We start from the raw sequence: 17,745 nt of genomic DNA on the forward strand, positions 1-17,745 counted from the left end.
TGGATCGTCCTTAGATCTCGAGGAGTTCTGCTTCTTTGCGCTTCAGGGCGTCATCGATGGCATCCACGTGGGTCTTGGTAATGTGTTCGAGTTCTTTCTCGCCGCGTGCCACGTCGTCGTCTCCCACTTCACTCTTGAGCGCGTCGAGGTCGTCCTTGGCCTTGCGGCGCAGGTTGCGCACCGACACCTTGGCATCTTCGGCCTTGGTGCGTACGATCTTGACATATTCCTTGCGGCGGTCCGCGGTCAGCTCCGGCAGTGTGGCCCGGATGACGTTGCCGTCGTTTCCGAGGTTGGCGCCCAGGTTCGGGGTGTCGCGAATGGCCTGCTCGATGTCTCGCAGGGCGCCCTTGTCGTACGGCCCGATCAGGAGCGTGCGGGCCTCCTGGTTCTGCAGCGAGGCGAGCTGTTCCAGCGGCGTCGGTGTGCCGTAGTAGTTCACCAGGATCTTGGCGAACATCTGCGGGTTCGCACGACCGGTTCGCACGGTCGCGAAGTCGTCTTTGGCGGCTTCCACGGCCTTGTGCATGCGGGCGGTGGCGTCGGACAGAACATCCGTGATCACGATGACTCCTTCTTCGATGGCATTGTCAAGCTTAGTTGGAGACGAGGGTTCCCAGATCGGCGCCGAGAATGGCGGCCGTCACGTTGCCGTGCGGGGCCATCCCGAACACCTGCATGGGCATTCCGTTGTCCATGCAGAGGCTGAAGGCGGTCGAGTCGACGACCTTGAGGCCGCGCTGCAGGGCCTCCTGATAGGTGATGTGGTCGATCTTGTGCGCGTCCGGGTTGGTGCGCGGGTCGTCGGAGTAAACCCCGTCGACGCCGTTCTTGGCGACGAGCACGATGTCCGCATCGATTTCCAGGGCACGCTGAGCCGCAACCGTATCGGTGGAGAAGTAGGGCAGCCCGGCGCCGGCGCCGAAGATGACCACGCGGCCCTTTTCGAGGTGGCGTTCCGCGCGACGAGGGATGTACGGTTCGGCGACCTGGGTCATCGCGATCGCGGACTGCACCCGTGTCTCGGCTCCGGCCTGCTCGAGGAAGTCCTGGAGGGCCAGGGCGTTCATGACGGTGCCGAGCATGCCCATGTAGTCGGCACGGCCGCGGTCCATTCCACGCTGCGACAATTCGGCGCCGCGGAAGAAGTTGCCGCCGCCGACGACGATCGCGATCTCGACCTGCTTGGCCGCCTCGGCGATCTCGCGGGCGAGGGCACTGATGACGTCGGGATTGACGCCCAGGCTGCCTGCCCCGAAGGCTTCGCCGGAAAGTTTGAGGAGGACCCTGCGCTTCTTGACCGTGTCTGACATTCTGTGCGCTTCTTCCCTCGTGATGCTCTGTGCCGTGCCGTGCTGTGCCGTGCTGTGCCGTGTTCCGGCGGTGTTCTAAAACTACTGGGTGGGCTGGTGGGTGCCCACACACAGAAGGAGACCGGATTGCGACTGCAACCCGATCTCCTTCACTACGATCGAACGACCGGTTACGCGCCGACCTTGAATCGGGCGAAGCCCGAGACGGTCAGTACGGCATCAGCCAGGACCTTGCTGACGGACAGCTTGTTGTCCTTGGCATAATCCTGCTCGAGGAGTGCAACCTGCTTGAAGTACGCGGTCACGCGACCCTCGACAATCTTGGGCAGTGCCGCCTCCGGCTTGCCCTCGTTCTTCGAGATCTCGGTGACGATCCGGCGTTCGGCCTCAACGAGGTCGGAAGGAACGTCTTCGCGAGCGAGGTACTCGGGGTTCGCGAAAGAAATGTGCTGAGCCACGCTGCGCGCGGTCTCCGCGTCATCTCCGGAGTAACCCAGAACGACGCCGACCTGCGGGGGCAGGTCCTTGCTGGTCTTGTGCAGGTAGATCGCGAACTTCTCACCCGTGACGGATGCGACGCGGCGAAGTTCGAACTTCTCGCCAATGATCGCGGCCTCGCCGTCGATGAGCTGGCCGACGGTCTGACCGTCGACCGGAGCGGCCAGGCCTTCCTCGACCGTGGTGGCCGTGGCAGCGGCGACCGCGTCCAAGACCTTCTCCGCTAGTGCAACGAACTTATCGCCCTTGGCGACGAAGTCGGTCTCGCAGGCGAGTTCGATCAGGGTGGCAGTGTTGCCGATTTCCTTGGCGGCGACGAGTCCCTCGGAGGTGGAACGATCGGCGCGTTTGGCGTTACCCTTCGCACCCTTCATTCGAAGGAGTTCGACGGCCTTTTCCATGTCGCCTTCGGCTTCAACGAGGGCGTTCTTGGTGTCGACCATGCCGGTACCGAGGCGCTCGCGCAGCGCTTTGACGTCTGCGAGGCTGATGCTTGCCATGCTTGGTCCTTACTTGGTTTCTTCGGCGGGAGCGTCGGCTGCAACAACGGCTGCGGCTTCGGCTTCTGCGGCGGAGGCTGCGGCGGCTTCCTCGTCGGCAACCGGCGCGGCCACGACGGCCTCGGCGGTCTCGTCGGAGACGGCGGCGGCTTCGTCAGCTGCCGGGGCGTTCTCGGCAGGAGCGGCCAGGAGTTCGGCTTCCCACGCGGCGAGAGGCTCGATTTCGGCCTCCGGCTTGGCGTGGCGCTGGATGAGACCCTCGGCTGCAGCGTCCGCGATGATGCGGGTCAGCAGGCCGACGGAACGAATGGCGTCGTCGTTGCCCGGGATCGGGTACTGGACGTCGTCCGGGTCGCAGTTGGTGTCAAGGATCGCGATGACGGGGATGCCGAGCTTGCGGGCTTCGTCAATGGCGAGGTGCTCCTTGTTGGTGTCCACAACCCACAGCGCCGACGGCGTCTTCGTGAGGTTGCGGATGCCGCCGAGGCTCTTGTGCAGCTTGACGAGCTCGCGCTTCTTGATGAGCATTTCCTTCTTCGTGAAACCGCTCTTGGCGGTGTCCTCGAAGTCGAGCTCTTCAAGCTCTTTCATGCGGGCCAGACGCTTGGAAACGGTCTGGAAGTTGGTGAGGAGGCCACCGAGCCAGCGCTGGTTGACGTAGGGCTGGCCCACGCGGATGGCCTGTTCGGCGATCGATTCCTGCGCCTGCTTCTTCGTTCCGACGAAGAGGATGGTGCCACCGTGGGCAACCGTCTCCTTGACGAAGTCATAGGCCTTGTCGACAAACCCGAGCGACTGCTGCAGGTCGATGATGTAGATGCCGGATCGCTCCGTGAAGATGAAGCGCTTCATCTTCGGGTTCCAACGGCGGGTCTGGTGCCCGAAGTGCACGCCGCTGTCGAGCAGCTGGCGGATGGTTACGACGGCCATGAGCCGTTCTCCTTGTCCGGCGCGCGCTGCGATGCAGGCGAACGCCAATCGGTTTGTGTCGTGATCGGATGATCACTACTCCTGGTGCCCGGCACAGAACCGCCCCGCATCTGAAAGAAACGAGGACCGAGTGGGTCTGGAGGCCGAATGGGCACGCGTAGTCAGCGCGCAAGCGCTGCTCCGGGAAGTTTAGCACCCACGGGGGTGCCTCGCGCGCGCGCCGGCACGTGCGGGCGTCCCTCCCCAGGCGGGGTGGTCCGGGATCCGGTCACGAATACCGCCCTCACCGGTTTCGGGTGGGACGGAGGCCGCACGGTGGTGGCATGAATGCCTTCCGTCTGCTCCTCGCGGCCGCGCTGCTGCCGCTGTCCTACCTGTCCATCGTGCGGAGCGACGCGGCGGGTGCGACACCATCCGGGGCGGCGTCAGTCACGGAGACGGCTCCGGAGACGGCTCCGGAGTCGGCTGCGGAGACGGCTGCGGAGACGGCCACCTCCGGCACCTGGCACTGGCCGCTGGCTCCGCCGCATCCGGTGCTCCGGGGTTTCCAGGCGCCGGCCACGCTGTATGCGCCGGGCCATCGGGGTCTGGATCTGTCGGCCAAGGTCGGCCGGCAGGTGGTCGCACCGGCCGACGGTATCGTCTCGTTCGCCGGGGTCGTGGTCGACCGCCCCGTGCTCTCGATCGAACATGCCGACGGCCTGGTGTCCAGCATCGAGCCGGTGTCGGCCAGTGTCGCGGTCGGTGACCGGGTCGCGGCAGGGCAACCCGTCGGCCAGGTTGCTGACGGCGGGCACTGCGCTGGGCAGTGCCTGCATCTTGGCGCCCGGTTGAACGGTGGCTATGTGTCACCACTGCTGTATCTGGTCGGCGTTCCTCGCGCGGTGCTGCTGCCGGCCCTGCTCCTGAGAGGAGACAGCTGAGGGGCCGGCAGCCGCGAGGCAGTCGCGGAGCAGTCCCGGAACCCGTCGCCGGGGAGTCAGGCGCGCGGGTGCGCGGTGCGGTAGCTCTGTTTGAGGCGTTCGGCCGAGACATGAGTGTAGATCTGGGTGGTGCCGAGGCTGGAGTGGCCGAGCAGCTCCTGCACGGCCCGGAGATCGGCTCCGCCGTCGAGCAGGTGGGTGGCCGCCGTGTGGCGGAGGGCGTGCGGGCCCGCCGGGCCATTGCCGGGCACATCGGCGAGCAGAGTGGCGACCAGCCGGTAGACCGCCCGCACGCCGAGGCGCTGGCGGCGCGCACCGAGGAACAGCGCGCCCACCGACGTCCCCGCGGTCTCGGCAGCGGTGCCCGCGGTCTCGGCGGGCGCTGCGGTCTCAACGAGCCGGGGGCGGCCCCGTTCGAGATAGGCGAGGATCGCGTGCTGGGCCGGCACGCCGAAGGGAACGACGCGTTCCTTGGAACCCTTGCCGGTGACCCGCACAGTGAGTCGGTGCAGATCGACGTCGGTGACGTCGAGGCCAACGAGCTCCGACACCCGCAACCCCGACGCATAGAGCAGTTCCACTATCGCGAGGTCGCGCAGCGCCGCCGGGTCGGGACCCGCGGCACGAAGTTCCAGGTGGGTGAGTAGCTCCTGCATTTGGGTGTGGTTGATCACGCGGGGCAGTGGTCTGCCGGGTTTCGGCGAGCGCAGCCGCACGGCGGGGTCGGTTGCGCTGCCGCCGGTGCGTGCCAGCCAGGCCGTGAAGCTGCGGGCGGAGGCCGACCGCCGGGCAATGGTCGCCCGCGCCAGCCCCGACTGGGTTCCGACCCACAGCCAATCGCGGAGCAGATCGAGGCTCAGCGCCGCCGGGTCGATGACGCTGCGGGTTTCGGCGAAGGCGATCAGTCCCGCCAGGTCGGTGCGGTAGGCGCGCACGGTGTGCACGGAGAAGCCGCGCTCAACGGCCAGGTAGACCACGAAGTCGTCGACAGACGCATCGAGGAGGTGCACCGGCGCGGGAACCGGCGGTGGTACACGAACGGACTCAGGCATAGTCACCTCGGTCAGACCTGCCGCGAGAAGGCCTCGGTGCGCTCGTCGGGCGTGAGCGCCTTCATCCGGTCGAGGAAGGCCGCGTCGAAGCCGGTCGCTGCCGGAAACTCGCCGAGAGCCACATGCGAGTGCACGATCTGGTCGTCGTAGACATGCACGAGGTTGATCGATTGCCCACCCTGCAGACCGCTGAGCGCCCCCTGCGGCGCGGTCGGATCGATCGTATAGCAGGTCGCCGCGGCGACCGACACCGGGATACCCGCGAAGAGTCCGGTCGTCGCGTAGTGCAGGTGTCCGCCCAGGATCGCCCGGATATCGCTGCCGGCCACCACCTCAGCCAGTCGGGGCTGCCCCCGCAGCTCGAGAATGGACATCAGCGGCAACATCGTCGGCACCGGCGGATGATGAAGCGCCAGCAGGGAGCCGTGCGGAGCAGACTCGCTGAGCACCTCGGCCAGCCACGCCAACTGCGCGCCGGACAGGTCGCCGTGGTGATAACCCGGAACACTCGTGTCCAGTGCGATGATGCGCACTCCCCCGATGTCGAAGACCCGGTCGATCGGCGCCGAGGATGCTTTTTCCCGGAGCAGCTCGGTGCGGAAGGCCTCGCGCTTGTCGTGGTTCCCCATCACCCAGATGACGGGCGCGCCCATCCGTTCGGCCGCGGCCTCGACGATGTCACGCACCCGGCGGTACGCAGCGGCTTCACCGCGGTCCGCGATGTCACCGGTGAAGAGCAGCGCGTCGGGCCGAAGGCCGGACCGCTCCAACTGCGCCATCGCCTGGTACACGGTGGTGTCGGTGTCGACCGCGCCGTAGAGCGCTCGACCTCCGCCGAGGAAGTGGGTGTCGCTGATATGCGCGATGAGGTGGGTGGCTGGAGGGTATTGGCCCAGTTGCACGACTGACATGACTCACCTTTCGTGGGTGCCGCCCAGACTACGGCCTGCCCCCGACGTCGGCCTGTCGTCGCGCCAATTCACCCTTCGGCGGGAATCGCGCGAGCTCACTATTGGGGGTACCCGTAGTCCCGTTCTGGAGGCGCATCCGGCCTAACGGCGCACACGAGACCGCCCTCGCTTTCAGCACGTGTCCTCACAGATGAGGACTGTCGAGACCCGAGATCGATAGAAGGGCATCACATGACCGAAAAGACCACACCCTAGGCAACTGCCGGCACCGCCAAGCAGCTGCGGACGAGGAGCATCGCGCTCGTCGCGGCCGCGATGCTCCTGGTCGGCGGAGGCGGAGCGTACGCCTACTGGTCGACGACCGGCTCCGGCACCGGTGCGGCGGCCAACGCCAAGTCCAACGGCACGCTGGCGCTGAGCGCCCACCTGGCCGACAGTCTGACCCCGGGCGCCTCCGTGCCGGTCACGTACTCCACAAACAATACGGGCACGTCCAGCCTCAAGGTCGCAACCATCTCCCAGACCGGCACCACCGACGCCCCGGGGTGTGTCTTCGCCGACAACTTCACGATCGCCCCGTCCGTCGTCTCCGACACGCGCGTGATGCGCACACCCAGGAACCAGACCGCCGTCGATGTGACCATCACGGGAACCTCGACGCTCGAGTTCCTTGACACCCCTGACGACCAGGACGCCTGGAAGGGCGCCACCGTCACGCTGACGCTCACGTCCAACTAGCTCGATCACAGGTGGGCAGGCTCCCTTCGAGCCTGCCCCCCTGTGCGATTTTCATTTTGGTATATCTGAGTCCTTGAATATTCTTGCTCGTTCGACAGCTGTGAGAGGTTGACGTGACTTCCCTGCGTCCCCACCGTTCCGCATCCGGAAACACCCGCCTCTCACTCTTCGGCCTCACCGCCGCCGTGACCCTTGCCGTGTTGGTCGTGTCCGTCACCGGTGGCGCCTCCGCGTATTACACCGCCCCCGGGCTCGGCTCCGGCTCGGCAGCCCTCGGCACGCTTCTTCCGCCCACCGAAGTAATCGTTCCCGCGACGAGCGCCGGCACCGTGAGCCTGCGCTGGACGGCATCCGTCGGCACGCCCGCGCCGACCGGCTACTATGCCACCCGCACCGAGACCGGCACCGGCACGGCAACCCCGGCCTGCGGCACCAGCCCGACCATCACCGTGGCCACCGCGTTTTGCGAGGACCTGCTCGTTCTGACCGGCGACTATACCTACATGGTCACCGCCGTCTACAACGGCTGGACCGCGGCGAGCGCCCCCAGTGGCACCGTGACGGTCTCGAATCCGACGAACGTCGCGTTCCAGGCCCAACCGTCCGACGCGACCAGCGGTACCGTCTTCACAGCCCAGCCCAGCGTCGCGATCCAGAATGCCGCCGGAGAGACCGTGCCGACCAGTACCAGCCCGGTCACCCTGGCAATCACCGGGTCGCCCGCCGGAGCGAACCTCACCTCCGACCAGAATCCGCTGCCAGCCGGATCCGGCATCGCGGTCTTCTCCGGCTGCCAGTTCGACAAGGCCGGCACGTACACACTCACCGCGACCGCGAACGGGCTCACCGCCGCCACAAGCGGCAGTATCACCATCGCCGCCGGCAGCGCCACGCAGCTCGTGTTCGCAACGCAACCTTCCAACAGCACCGGCGGGATGGTCCCCACCCAGCCTGTGGTCACGGTGCTGGACGCGTTCGGAAATACCGTCACCGTCAGCAACGCCCCCATAACCCTCAGCATCACGACGCCCGGCGGTGCCAGGCTCACGCACCCAACCAACCCGCTGGCGGCAGCATCCGGTGTCGCGGTCTTCACCGGCTGCGCCGTCGACAGGGCCGGCACCTACACGCTCACCGCGGCCTCCGGCGCCATGACCGCCGCCACGAGCACCGCCCTGACCGTTTCCGTGGGCTCCGTGAAGAACCTGTCCTTCACTCAACCTGCCGTTGATTTCTCCGCCACCAGCCAGTCCACGTTCGCCGCGCCCGTCCAACCGGTTGTCACCGTTCAGGACGCCGGCGGAAACACCATCACCGGCAGCACCGCAACGATCAGCCTCGGCCTCACCTCACCCGCCGGGGCCATCCTGACCTGCGCCGCGAACACCCGGGCCGCCGTCTCGGGCTTCGCCGCCTTCGCCGGCTGCCAGATCGACAAGGCCGGCAGCTAAACGCTCACCGCCACCTCGGCCGGGCTCGCCGACGCCACGAGCAACGGCATCAACGTCAGTGCCGGGCCCGCTCAGAGACTCGCTTTCACCGCACAGCCCGCCAATAGCAGTAGCGGCGGAACCCCGTTCTCAACCCAACCTGTCATTGCCGTGCAGGATGCGTTCGGAAACACCGTCACCACCAGCACTGCCCCCATCAGCTTTACGACTCAGGCAGGCGCCGCGTTGTCCAGCACCTCGGGCAACCCGCTCGCGGCCGCGTCCGGTGTCGCGGCCTTCACCGGTTGCCGGATCGACAAACCCGGCAACTACACACTCACGGCGGCCTCAGGGACCTGGACGGCCGAGTCCGGCAGCATCACCATTTTGGTCGGCTCCGTAGCAAAACTAGCCATCGCCTTCCCGACTAGCACTGCCATCAGTCAGAGTGCCTTCTTCACCCAACCGGTTGTCACGGTGCAGGATGCCGGTGGCAACACCGTCACGAACAGCACCGCCGCCGTGACATTGAGCCTCACCAATGCACCCGTCGAGGTCACCCTGTTCGCGTGTGCTTCCGCCAGCACCGCCGGCGTCACGACCTTCACCGGTTGACGGATCGACAAGGCCGTCGCCTACACACTGACGGCCGCCGTGGCAGGCTCCATCACGGCCGCGAGCAACACCATCATGATCTCGGCCGGGGCCGCGTCCAAACTCGCTTTCACCGGAACATTCCCTCAGAAGAGCTACTAGAGGAACGCCCCCTTCGTGCCTCAGCCGGAAATCACGATCCAGGATGCCTTCGGCAACACAGCGAACGTCGCTGTAAGCGTCACGCTCTCTGCGAGTCCGCCTCCCAACAGAGCCGGCACGCTGTTGTGCGCGGCGACAACCGGGACTTCTCTCAACGGTGTTGCTACGTTCAGTGACTGCCAGGTCAGTTACCAAGGCAATCAATCGGGCCTGTACACGTTCAGGGCGGAAGCTCCGGGGCTTGTGAGCGCCTCCGTCATCGTCACGATCGTCCAGTGATCAGGAGTCTTGCAGTGATCATGGATGACAACGACGGAGCCACGGTCGATGTGCTGAAACGTCGACAGGACGGGGGACGACCAGTGGGGGTGAACGGCGAACCGTTACCGGCCGCGCACCCAGCCGGTCTCTTTCTCCCGAACCACTCCCTCCAGATCGAGGGCGCCGAGGGACCCCTGCACCGCTGACATCGACAGTCCGGCCCGGCGGGCGATGTCGGTCACGCTGCGCGCCGCCCGCGTGCTCAGAGCGTCGAACACGCGCACCTGCTCGCTCGTGCGGCCGCCGAACCCGGCCGTGTCTCCGTCGGCTGGCGGCAGGTCGAGGGTGAGGCTCAGCATCCGTTCGCCCACCAGTTCGGCCATCTCCGCGGCTGTGCTGACGCAGACGGCGTCATACTCGCGGATCAGCCGATGACAGCCGGCCGACGTCGGCGAGGTCACCGGGCCCGGAACGGCCCCGAGCGGCCGGCCGAGAGCGGCGGCATGCCCGGCCGTGTTGAGCGAACCCGAGCGCCAGCCGGCCTCGAGCACGACCGTGGCCGCGCTGGCGGCGGCGATCAACCGGTTGCGTTGCAGGAACCTCCATTTGGTGGGCGCGGCCCCGCAGGGCAGTTCGGAAATGATCGCCCCCATCGTGGCGATGCGGCTCAGCAGGGCGTCGTGGCCGCTCGGATAGAAGCGGTCCACTCCCCCGGCGAGGAACGCGACGGTCAGCCCCGAGCTGGCCAGTGCCGCCCGGTGCGCCATACCGTCAATGCCGTACGCCGCCCCGGAGACAATGAGAAAGCCGCGGTCGACGAGCCCGGCCGAGGCCTCCATCGTCACATGCTCGCCGTAGCCGGTGGCCGCGCGGGCACCCACCAGGGCGATCGAGTTGGACAGCGCCGTCAGAGCGGTCGGGATGCCCCGCCACCAGAGTGCGATCGGCGCGTGGACTGCCAGGTCGTCGACGCCGCTCGGCCAATGTGCATCGGTGGGCACCAGGAGCCCGGCGGACGCGCGTGCCGCCTGCTGCAGGGAACGGATCACCTCGGCCGAGGATAATCGCGGCCGCCAGCGTTGCAGGGCCAGCTCCAGTAGGGCCTGCAGGTCGTCGGTCAGTGGTAACCCTGTTGCGGCCAGCGCGCCCGCGAGCCGGGCCCCGGTCCACAGGTCGAGGACGGCAGTGAGTGCGGGCCCAGCCCCCAGTCCCTGCACGAGCAGTCCGGCGGCGCCGTCGCCCGGCTCCGAGATACCGGTCCACGCGGCGCGCGCGAACACATCGGCGGCGGCCGCGGCATCCGCCGGGCCAGACCCGACGGTTGACCGCACGCCCCCGGTCAGCGCAACCACCGTGGATTCCTCCAGCCCAAACAGCATCATGACGTCATTCCCTTCCGCAGATACAAGGCCTGCCCTACCTGTTCGATGCCGGGCCGGGACACGCCCTCGAGGTCGGCGATGGACCAGGCCACCCGCAGTACACGGTCATATCCGCGCATGGTGATGCCTCCGCGTTCAAGCGCCCGGTCAAGGATGGCCGTGGCCGCTCTGCCCAGCCGGGCCTGGGAACCGCGCAGCCAGGGGCCGGGCACATCGGAGTTCAGCGTCCACGGCGTGCCGGCGAGGCGCTGGGCCGCGGCGGCTCGGGCCTCGATCACCCGTCCGCGGGCAACGGCGCTCACCAGTCGGGGCGTCTCAGTGGCCAGCCGCAGCTGGGCGGCAGTGATGCGCTGCACTCGCAGCTGAATGTCGATGCGGTCCAGCAGCGGTCCCGAAATGCGCGCCAAGTAGCGTCGCCGGGAGCTCGGCGGGCAGGTGCAGTTCAGGTCAGGGGCGCCGTACTGCCCGCAGGGGCACGGGTTGGCCGCCATCACCAGCTGGAAGCGGGCCGGGAAGTGGGCGACCGCGTTGGCGCGGTGAATGCTGATCACCCCGGATTCCAGCGGCTGCCGGAGCGCGTCCAGCACCGCCGAGGCGAATTCGGGAGCCTCATCGAGGAAGAGCACCCCGTGCGAGGCGCGCGCCGCCGCGCCCGGCCGGATCTGCCCGCTGCCGCCGCCGACCATGGCCGCCGCCGTCGCCGTGTGGTGCGGGGCCTCAAGCGGCGGGCGGGTGATCAGGGCGCGCCCGACGGCGCAGCCGCTGAGCGACCGCATAGAGCTGACCTCGAGGGAGGCCTCAGCGTCGAGGTCGGGCAGCAGCCCGGGCAGCCGGGCCGCCAGCATGGTCTTGCCGGCGCCGGGCGGCCCCACCATGAACACGTGGTGACCGCCGGCCGCCGCGATCTGCAACGCCAGGATCGCGTCGTCATTACCGATGATGTCGACCAGGTCGGGTTCGGCCGTCTCCGCCGCGGCGTCGCCGGAAACGAGGATGGGGTCAACCGGGATCGGTTCGAGTTCGGCGCCGTGCCAGATCGCGGCGTCCCGCAGGGAGGCGACACCGATCACCCGCACGCCCGGCACGAGGGACGCCTCATCGACGTTGCCGGCTGGCACCATCACCGTGCCGTGGCCAAGCCGGGAGGCCGCGATCACAGCCGGGAGCATGCCCGGCGTCGGCCGCAGCCGCCCGTCGAGGGCCAGCTCGCCGATGTGCACTACCCGGCCCACCGACGCGGCCGAGACCACCTGGTCGGCCCCGAGGCAGGCCAGCGCGATGGCCAGGTCGAAGCCCGACCCGTGCTTCGGCAACGACGCCGGGGAGAGGTTGATGGTGAGCTTGTTGCGGGTGAGCGGACAGCCCGAGTTCTTCGCCGCCGCCCGCACCCGCTCGGTGGCCTCCGACAGGGCCGCATCGGGCAGCCCGATCAGGATGATGCCCGGCAGCTGCCCGGAGATGTCGGCCTCCACCTCGACCAGTGCCCCGGTCAACCCGACCAGGGCCACCGCATGCGTGCGGGCGAGCCCCATCAGAACACCCCCGTCAGGTGCTCGATCACGGGCTCGGTGCCGGGACGGATGATCACGGCGATGGCGTCGACACGGATGCGGGCGGGCCGGGCATCCGCCTGTTCGCACCACGCCGCCGCGAGGCGACGCAGCCGGGTGAGCTTGGCGACCGTGATGGCCTCGAACGGATGCCCGAAGCGGGTTCCCGAACGCGTCTTCACCTCGACGAAGACGACCTCTCCCCCGAGCTCGGCGACCAGATCGATCTCACCCTGCCCGCAGCGCCAGTTGCGCTCCACGACCCGGTAGCCGGCGGCGGCGAGGAAGAGGGCGGCGCACTCCTCGCCCTGTCTGCCCAGTTCGTCTTTGCGTGCCACGAGCACCTCCGCCCCCAGCGTGCCGGGTAGGAACTCCCGGCACTCCCGGGGTCGACAAGCTGTGCGGTCGGCGGCGCGGCCTCGTCTGGGGAGGACCACCCCCGGCCCGCCTCCAGCACCACCGTCCCGAACGCATTCGACGCCGGCCCGCGGTCCGTCTGTGCTGTTCAGTGCTGCGTCCACGCGGTGCAATCAGCTCTGCCGTTCCGGGAGCGACACAACTAAACGATCAGGATTCCCTCCGCTACAGCCCCAGTGCGGCGAGCTCCGCGTCCATCCGCTCGGCGAGGGCGGCGTAGTCGGCGTCGTTGGGGTGCAGGCCGTCGTCGGCCATCCACTCGGGGTGCCCGTCGAGCCAGTGGGAGGCGCCGGAGATGTAGTCTGCGTCGGCGCCGAGCGCGGCCGCCTGAACCCAGCCGATGATCTGCTCCACGGAGTCCGGGCGCTCCTCGGTGTACCAGAACGGCTCCACGACGATGAGGCGCGCCTCTGGCAGGGCCACCCGGATCGTCTCGAAGTCGCGGGTGATCGCCGCCTCGATCTCGTCGGCGCGGGACGGCATCGAGAAGTTGTCGTTGAGCCCCATGGTGCTGATCACGATGTCCGGCCGGGCAGCGATGACCTGGTCGATCAGATCATCCCCCCGCCGCTGGTTCACGAAGCCGAGGCCGTTGCGGCTCGGGTTGACCTCGGTCCAGTCGCGCTCGGCCGAGACGATGGTCGACCAACGTTTGTCCGCGGATGAGCCGCCGGTGCCGCGCGTGTAGGAGTCACCGTAGAAGGCAACCACGGTCTCGCCGGGGCCGCGGGCCGCGGGGCCCGAGTCCACCTCGCCCAGGCCGCGGCCCTGGACGCCGCTCTGGGCGAGCATTGCCAGGGCCACCGCCCCCGCGAGCAGCACGGCGGCGGCGGCGATCCACACGGTGATCCGGAGGGCAGGGCGTCGTCGAGGGGTCATGACACTGATTCGGAGCCGGGCACCGGCCGGGTTGGCGGAACACGCCGGCCCGGCATGCTCAGCGCACCAACCTAGGCACCGAGGAGCCGGATGCCGCGTGTCCGGCGGCCGCGAACGCGGCATCCGTCTCGCGCAACACCCGCAGCACGTTGGCGCCGGCAAGGGCCGCGAGGTCGGCGGCCGGCCAGTCGCGCCGGGCCAGCTCGGACAGCAGCGCGGGGTAACCGTCGACGCCTTCGAGGCCGGCGGGGAACTCGTCGGTGCCGTCGAAGTCGCCTCCGAGGCCGATGTGGGCCATCCCGGCGACGCGGCGGGCGTGTTCGACGTGGTCCGCGACATCCGTCAGCGTCACGACGGGCGCCGGCCCGTCCCGGTCGCCCTCGGACCAGACCGAGTAGTCCTCGGACAGGAATTGCGGCACGAAGGTGAGCATGAGCACCCCGCCGTTGACGGCCAGGCGGCGCAGCACGTCGTCGGGCACATTGCGGGGGTGGTCGCTGAGGGCCCGGCAGGAGCTGTGACTGAAGATGACGGGCGAGTCGGACGCGTCCAACGCCGCGTGCGCCGTGGCCGGGGAGACGTGCGAGAGGTCGACCAGCATGCCCAGCCGGTTCAGTTCGTGCACGTAGTCGACGCCGCGGGGTGTAAGGCCACCGTGCTCGGGTTCATCGGTGGCCGAGTCGGCCCACGTCGTGTTGTGCACGTGGGTGAGGGTGAGGTAGCGCACGCCCAGCCGGGCGAACATGCGCAGCGCGGCCGGTGAGTCGTTGAGGCTGTGTCCGCCCTCGGCGCCGAGCAGGGAGGCGATGCGCCCGGTCGCGCGGGCGGCCTCCACGTCGGCGGCACTGCGCGCGATGCCGAAGTCGTGAGGGTAGCGTGCGGCGAGGCGGTAGACCCAGTCGATCTGCTCAAGCGTGCCCTGCACGGCGTCGGCGCCTGTGTGGTCGTCGCTGACGTAGACCGACCAGAACTGCGCCCCGACCTGCCCTGCCCGCAGCCTGGCGATGTCGGTGTCGGTGGACAGACCGCCCCCGAGACCCTCCACGGAGCAGTCGCGGCTCTGCCGGCACTCCCACGCCCAGTCGTTGTGGCCGTCGATCAGCGGGGCCAGGGCCAGCGCCTGCTCCACGACGACGGATACCGCGACGCTGACAACGACGGATGCCGGGGCGGGCGCGGACGGAACCGGTGTGCTCATGCCCCCACGCTAGTGCCGGCCGGCACGGGCGGGGAGCGGAAGCCACCTACAGTTGAACCGGCCCTGGTGAACCGGCCCAATCGAGGCTCGGCCTGCCCCCGACGGCCTGAATCAGACCTGGACCAGTTAGGACCCCCTCTCATGATGGGTGCACACCATGCCATGACCGGCGCCGCCGCCTGGATCGCCGTCACGGCGACCGCCGGGCACGGTCTCGGGCTCTTCCCCGTGACGCCCGTCGGAACGATCGCCGGCTCGCTGCTCTGCGCCGGGGCGGCCCTCCTCGCCGACGCCGACCACAACTCGGCCACCATCTCGCAATCCGTCCCCGTGCTCGGCCGGCTCGTCACCACGGGGATCTCCCGGGCCTCCGGCGGGCACCGGCACGGCCTGCACAGCCTGCTCGGCCTGTTCTCGGCGTGGCTGCTCGCCACCGTGATCGGTCTCGTGCTCTGGGAGCCCGTCTGGGCCACGGAACCGGTGCGCGTCGGCCCGGCCCTGATGAGCGCCGCGGCGATCGCGTTTGCGGCCAAGGTGCTCGGCCTCTCGAAGCAGTCGTGGGGGCTGGCGTGGGCGATCGGCTTCGCCGTGGCGGCCTTCATCGCCGTTTTCGCCCCGGAGCAGCACTCGTGGTTCGTGATCTGCTTCACACTGGGCTACGGCGTGCACCTGCTGGGCGACCTGCTCACCACCGGCGGGCTGCCCCTGTTCTGGCCGTGGATCCCGAAACCGCCCAGATGGTGGCGCCGGGTACCGGTGCTCGAGAATCTGTGGTCATCGGGCGGCTACCTGTCCGTGCCGGTGCTGGGCAACGCCGGCTCCCTGCGGGAGTGGCTGCTGCTGATCCCGGTCACCGCCTATGCGGGCTACGGCGTGCTGTTCGCGCTGCTGGAGACCTGGGACGTCAACCTGGAGGCCGCGCTAGTGGACATTGCCGGGGCACTGCCGCTGTAGCGGGGGAGAAGACGCCGGGACATCCGTCGGTCGCCCCTGTTCACCTCGTAGGCTGGAGGCATGGGACTGCGTAATCGGCTGACGGATCTGCAGATGAAGACGATGAGCGTGCTGCACCGCGCGGTACTAACGGCCTCCGGCGGGCGCCTGCTCGCCTCGTTCGGGTCGATGCCGGCGGTCGAACTGCACACCATCGGCCGCTCCAGCGGCAAGCGTCGCACAACCATGCTCACCGCGCCCGTGCACGGGCACCAGCGCTTCGTGCTGATCGCCTCGAAGGGCGGCGACGACCGCCACCCTCAGTGGTATCTCAACCTGGTCGCGAACCCCGACGTCGAACTGACCGTGCGCGGCACCACCCTGAAGCTGCGGGCGCGAACGGCGTCCCCCGCGGAGAAAGCCGAGCTGTGGCCGCAGATCGTGGCGGCCTATCGGGGTTACGACGGCTACCAGCAGAAAACCGGCCGTGATATCCCGGTCGTGATCTGCGAGCCCCGGCCGCGCTGACCCGAACCCGGGCCAACGCCGCTCGGTGACTCCGTCCAGAGTGACCCAGACCAGAGTCACTCAGACCAGAGTGACTCAGACCAGGGCGACCGGCTCGATCAACACCTTCGGGAACACCGGAGGATGCACGCCCGCCATCTCCTCCAGCACCCGGATGACCTGGCAGCTGTACCCGTATTCGTTGTCGTACCAGACGTACAGCACGGCCTTCGTGTCGGTGCAGATGGTAGCCAGACCGTCGACGATGCCGGCCCGGCGAGAGCCGAGGAAGTCACTGGAGACCACCTCGGGCGAGTCGATGTAGTCGATCTGCTTGTGCAGCTCGGAGTGCAGCGACATGGTGCGCAGGTAGGTGTTGAGCTCGTCCTTGGTGGTGCCCTGCGTGAGGGTGAGGTTGAGGATCGCCATCGACACGTCGGGCGTGGGCACCCGGATGGCGTTGCCGGTGAGCTTGCCGGCCAGCTCGGGCAGCGCCTTGGCGACGGCCTTCGCGGCCCCTGTCTCGGTGATCACCATGTTCAGGGCGGCGCTGCGCCCGCGGCGGTCGCCCGAATGGAAGTTGTCGATCAGGTTCTGGTCGTTGGTGAACGAGTGCACCGTCTCCACATGGCCTTCCCGGATACCGAAGCGGTCGTTCACGGCCTTGAGCACGGGCGTGATCGCGTTGGTGGTGCAGGATGCCGCCGTGATGATGGTGTCGTCCGCGGTGATGGCGTCATGGTTGATGCCGTGCACGATGTTCTTCAGCGCGCCCTTGCCCGGCGCCGTGAGCAGCACCCGGGCGACACCCGGGCAGGCCAGGTGCTGGCGGAGTCCGTCGGCGTCGCGCCAGCGCCCCGTGTTGTCGACCACGACAGCGTTCTGGATGCCGTATCGGGTGTAGTCGACGGTGGCCGGGTCGCTCGAGTAGATGACCTGGATCAGCGTGCCGTTGGCGAGGATCGTGTTGCCCACCGGGTCGACGGTGATGGTGCCCTCGAATGGTCCGTGCACCGAGTCGCGGCGCAGCAGGCTCGCCCGCTTGACGATGTCGTTGTCCGACCCGCGGCGCACCACGATGGCCCGCAGGCGCAAACCCTGTCCCCCGCCGGCGTGGTCGATCAGGATGCGCGCGAGGAGACGTCCGATCCGGCCGAAGCCGTACAGCACGACATCCGTGCCCGCGGTGACGAAGTCACCCTGCCGGTCGACGACATCCGCCAGCTCGGCCCGGAGGAATTCCTCCCGGCCGCGCCCGGCGCCCTCCAGCTTGTAGGCCATGGCCAGCCGGCCGAGGTCGATCGACGCGGTCCCGAGCCGGAGGGTGCTGAGGGTCTGCAGCAGCGGCAGGGTCTCCTCCAGGGGCAGTTCCACATCGTCGATGTGCCGCGCGAAGCGGTGCGCCTTGAGCAGTCCGATCACCGACTGGTTGACCAGTCCCCGGCCGTGCACGCTCGTGACGACGTGATTTTCCCGATACAGACGGCCGATCAAGGGGATCATCTCTTCAGCGAGTGCCTCCCGGTTGATCCACGAGGCCAGAGCGCGATCAGATTCCTGCAGCAAA

The 17,745-nt window shown here is 68.4% G+C and carries 18 protein-coding genes; 6 read left to right on the forward strand and 12 right to left on the reverse strand.

Annotated features, from left to right (window positions below; genetic code table 11):
- Nucleotides 1-10: 10 nt before the first annotated feature.
- From frr to rpsB, 4 genes are all read right to left on the reverse strand, one after another.
- A complete protein-coding gene (gene frr / locus E3O18_RS02395; RefSeq protein ID WP_104103176.1) occupies nt 11-565 on the reverse strand; it encodes a ribosome recycling factor in 555 nt (184 codons plus the stop codon).
- A gap of 31 nt (nt 566-596) precedes the next feature.
- Entirely contained in the window at nt 597-1,313 is a 717-nt protein-coding gene (gene pyrH / locus E3O18_RS02400; RefSeq protein ID WP_134396269.1) for a UMP kinase, read from the reverse strand.
- A gap of 170 nt (nt 1,314-1,483) precedes the next feature.
- On the reverse strand, nt 1,484-2,311 hold the full coding sequence (gene tsf / locus E3O18_RS02405) for a translation elongation factor Ts (protein ID WP_134396270.1): 828 nt from the start codon (nt 2,309-2,311) through the stop codon (nt 1,484-1,486).
- A gap of 9 nt (nt 2,312-2,320) precedes the next feature.
- A complete protein-coding gene (gene rpsB / locus E3O18_RS02410; RefSeq protein WP_134396271.1) occupies nt 2,321-3,241 on the reverse strand; it encodes a 30S ribosomal protein S2 in 921 nt (306 codons plus the stop codon).
- Between the two features lie 323 nt (nt 3,242-3,564).
- Between rpsB and E3O18_RS02415 the strand changes: the two genes are divergently transcribed.
- On the forward strand, nt 3,565-4,164 hold the full coding sequence (locus E3O18_RS02415) for a M23 family metallopeptidase (RefSeq protein ID WP_134396272.1): 600 nt from the start codon (nt 3,565-3,567) through the stop codon (nt 4,162-4,164).
- 56 nt (nt 4,165-4,220) lie between these two features.
- On the opposite strand, the gene E3O18_RS02420 is transcribed toward E3O18_RS02415, so the two are convergent.
- Together E3O18_RS02420 and E3O18_RS02425 are read right to left on the reverse strand one after the other, a co-directional pair.
- The gene (locus E3O18_RS02420; RefSeq protein ID WP_134396273.1) at nt 4,221-5,216 is read right to left on the reverse strand and encodes a tyrosine recombinase; all 996 of its coding nucleotides are present in this window, start codon (nt 5,214-5,216) and stop codon (nt 4,221-4,223) included.
- Nucleotides 5,217-5,227: 11 nt separating this feature from the next.
- A complete protein-coding gene (locus E3O18_RS02425) occupies nt 5,228-6,127 on the reverse strand; it encodes a phosphodiesterase (RefSeq protein ID WP_134396274.1) in 900 nt (299 codons plus the stop codon).
- Nucleotides 6,128-6,442: 315 nt separating this feature from the next.
- Between E3O18_RS02425 and E3O18_RS02430 the strand changes: the two genes are divergently transcribed.
- The 3 genes from E3O18_RS02430 (at nt 6,443) to E3O18_RS02440 (ending at nt 8,910) form a co-directional block, all read left to right on the forward strand.
- On the forward strand, nt 6,443-6,865 hold the full coding sequence (locus E3O18_RS02430) for a hypothetical protein (protein WP_134417376.1): 423 nt from the start codon (nt 6,443-6,445) through the stop codon (nt 6,863-6,865).
- A 113-nt stretch (nt 6,866-6,978) separates the two neighbouring features.
- Complete coding sequence (locus tag E3O18_RS02435; protein WP_134417377.1) at nt 6,979-8,316, forward strand: hypothetical protein; 1,338 nt, start codon at nt 6,979-6,981, stop codon at nt 8,314-8,316.
- 150 nt (nt 8,317-8,466) lie between these two features.
- The gene (locus E3O18_RS02440) at nt 8,467-8,910 is read left to right on the forward strand and encodes a hypothetical protein (protein WP_134417378.1); all 444 of its coding nucleotides are present in this window, start codon (nt 8,467-8,469) and stop codon (nt 8,908-8,910) included.
- 524 nt (nt 8,911-9,434) lie between these two features.
- On the opposite strand, the gene dprA is transcribed toward E3O18_RS02440, so the two are convergent.
- The 5 genes from dprA to E3O18_RS02465 form a co-directional block, all read right to left on the reverse strand.
- On the reverse strand, nt 9,435-10,694 hold the full coding sequence (gene dprA / locus E3O18_RS02445; RefSeq protein ID WP_134396282.1) for a DNA-processing protein DprA: 1,260 nt from the start codon (nt 10,692-10,694) through the stop codon (nt 9,435-9,437).
- Nucleotides 10,691-12,226 (reverse strand): YifB family Mg chelatase-like AAA ATPase, encoded by a 1,536-nt coding sequence (locus tag E3O18_RS02450; protein WP_134396283.1) that lies wholly within the window; start codon nt 12,224-12,226, stop codon nt 10,691-10,693. Before E3O18_RS02450 ends, dprA begins: the two co-directional genes overlap by 4 nt.
- Nucleotides 12,226-12,582, reverse strand: a complete 357-nt coding sequence (locus tag E3O18_RS02455; RefSeq protein ID WP_134396285.1) for a YraN family protein — start codon at nt 12,580-12,582, stop codon at nt 12,226-12,228. The genes E3O18_RS02450 and E3O18_RS02455 overlap by 1 nt, the downstream gene beginning before the upstream one ends.
- 244 nt (nt 12,583-12,826) lie before the next feature.
- The gene (locus E3O18_RS02460; protein WP_241978099.1) at nt 12,827-13,540 is read right to left on the reverse strand and encodes an SGNH/GDSL hydrolase family protein; all 714 of its coding nucleotides are present in this window, start codon (nt 13,538-13,540) and stop codon (nt 12,827-12,829) included.
- A gap of 58 nt (nt 13,541-13,598) precedes the next feature.
- Entirely contained in the window at nt 13,599-14,738 is a 1,140-nt protein-coding gene (locus E3O18_RS02465; protein ID WP_134396287.1) for a dipeptidase, read from the reverse strand.
- Nucleotides 14,739-14,879: 141 nt separating this feature from the next.
- On the opposite strand from E3O18_RS02465, the gene E3O18_RS02470 reads away from it, so the two are divergent.
- Both E3O18_RS02470 and E3O18_RS02475 read left to right on the forward strand, forming a co-directional pair.
- Nucleotides 14,880-15,692 (forward strand): metal-dependent hydrolase, encoded by an 813-nt coding sequence (locus E3O18_RS02470; RefSeq protein WP_134396289.1) that lies wholly within the window; start codon nt 14,880-14,882, stop codon nt 15,690-15,692.
- Nucleotides 15,693-15,752: 60 nt separating this feature from the next.
- Nucleotides 15,753-16,199, forward strand: a complete 447-nt coding sequence (locus tag E3O18_RS02475; protein WP_104103135.1) for a nitroreductase family deazaflavin-dependent oxidoreductase — start codon at nt 15,753-15,755, stop codon at nt 16,197-16,199.
- Between the two features lie 75 nt (nt 16,200-16,274).
- Here the strand turns inward: E3O18_RS02475 and E3O18_RS02480 are convergent, their stop codons facing one another.
- Entirely contained in the window at nt 16,275-17,744 is a 1,470-nt protein-coding gene (locus E3O18_RS02480) for a glyceraldehyde-3-phosphate dehydrogenase (RefSeq protein ID WP_134396291.1), read from the reverse strand.
- Nucleotide 17,745 lies beyond the last annotated feature (1 nt).

Origin of the sequence: Cryobacterium sp. TMT2-42-4, from assembly GCF_004402645.1 — a bacterium.
GTDB classification, from domain to species: Bacteria; Actinomycetota; Actinomycetes; order Actinomycetales; family Microbacteriaceae; genus Cryobacterium; species Cryobacterium sandaracinum.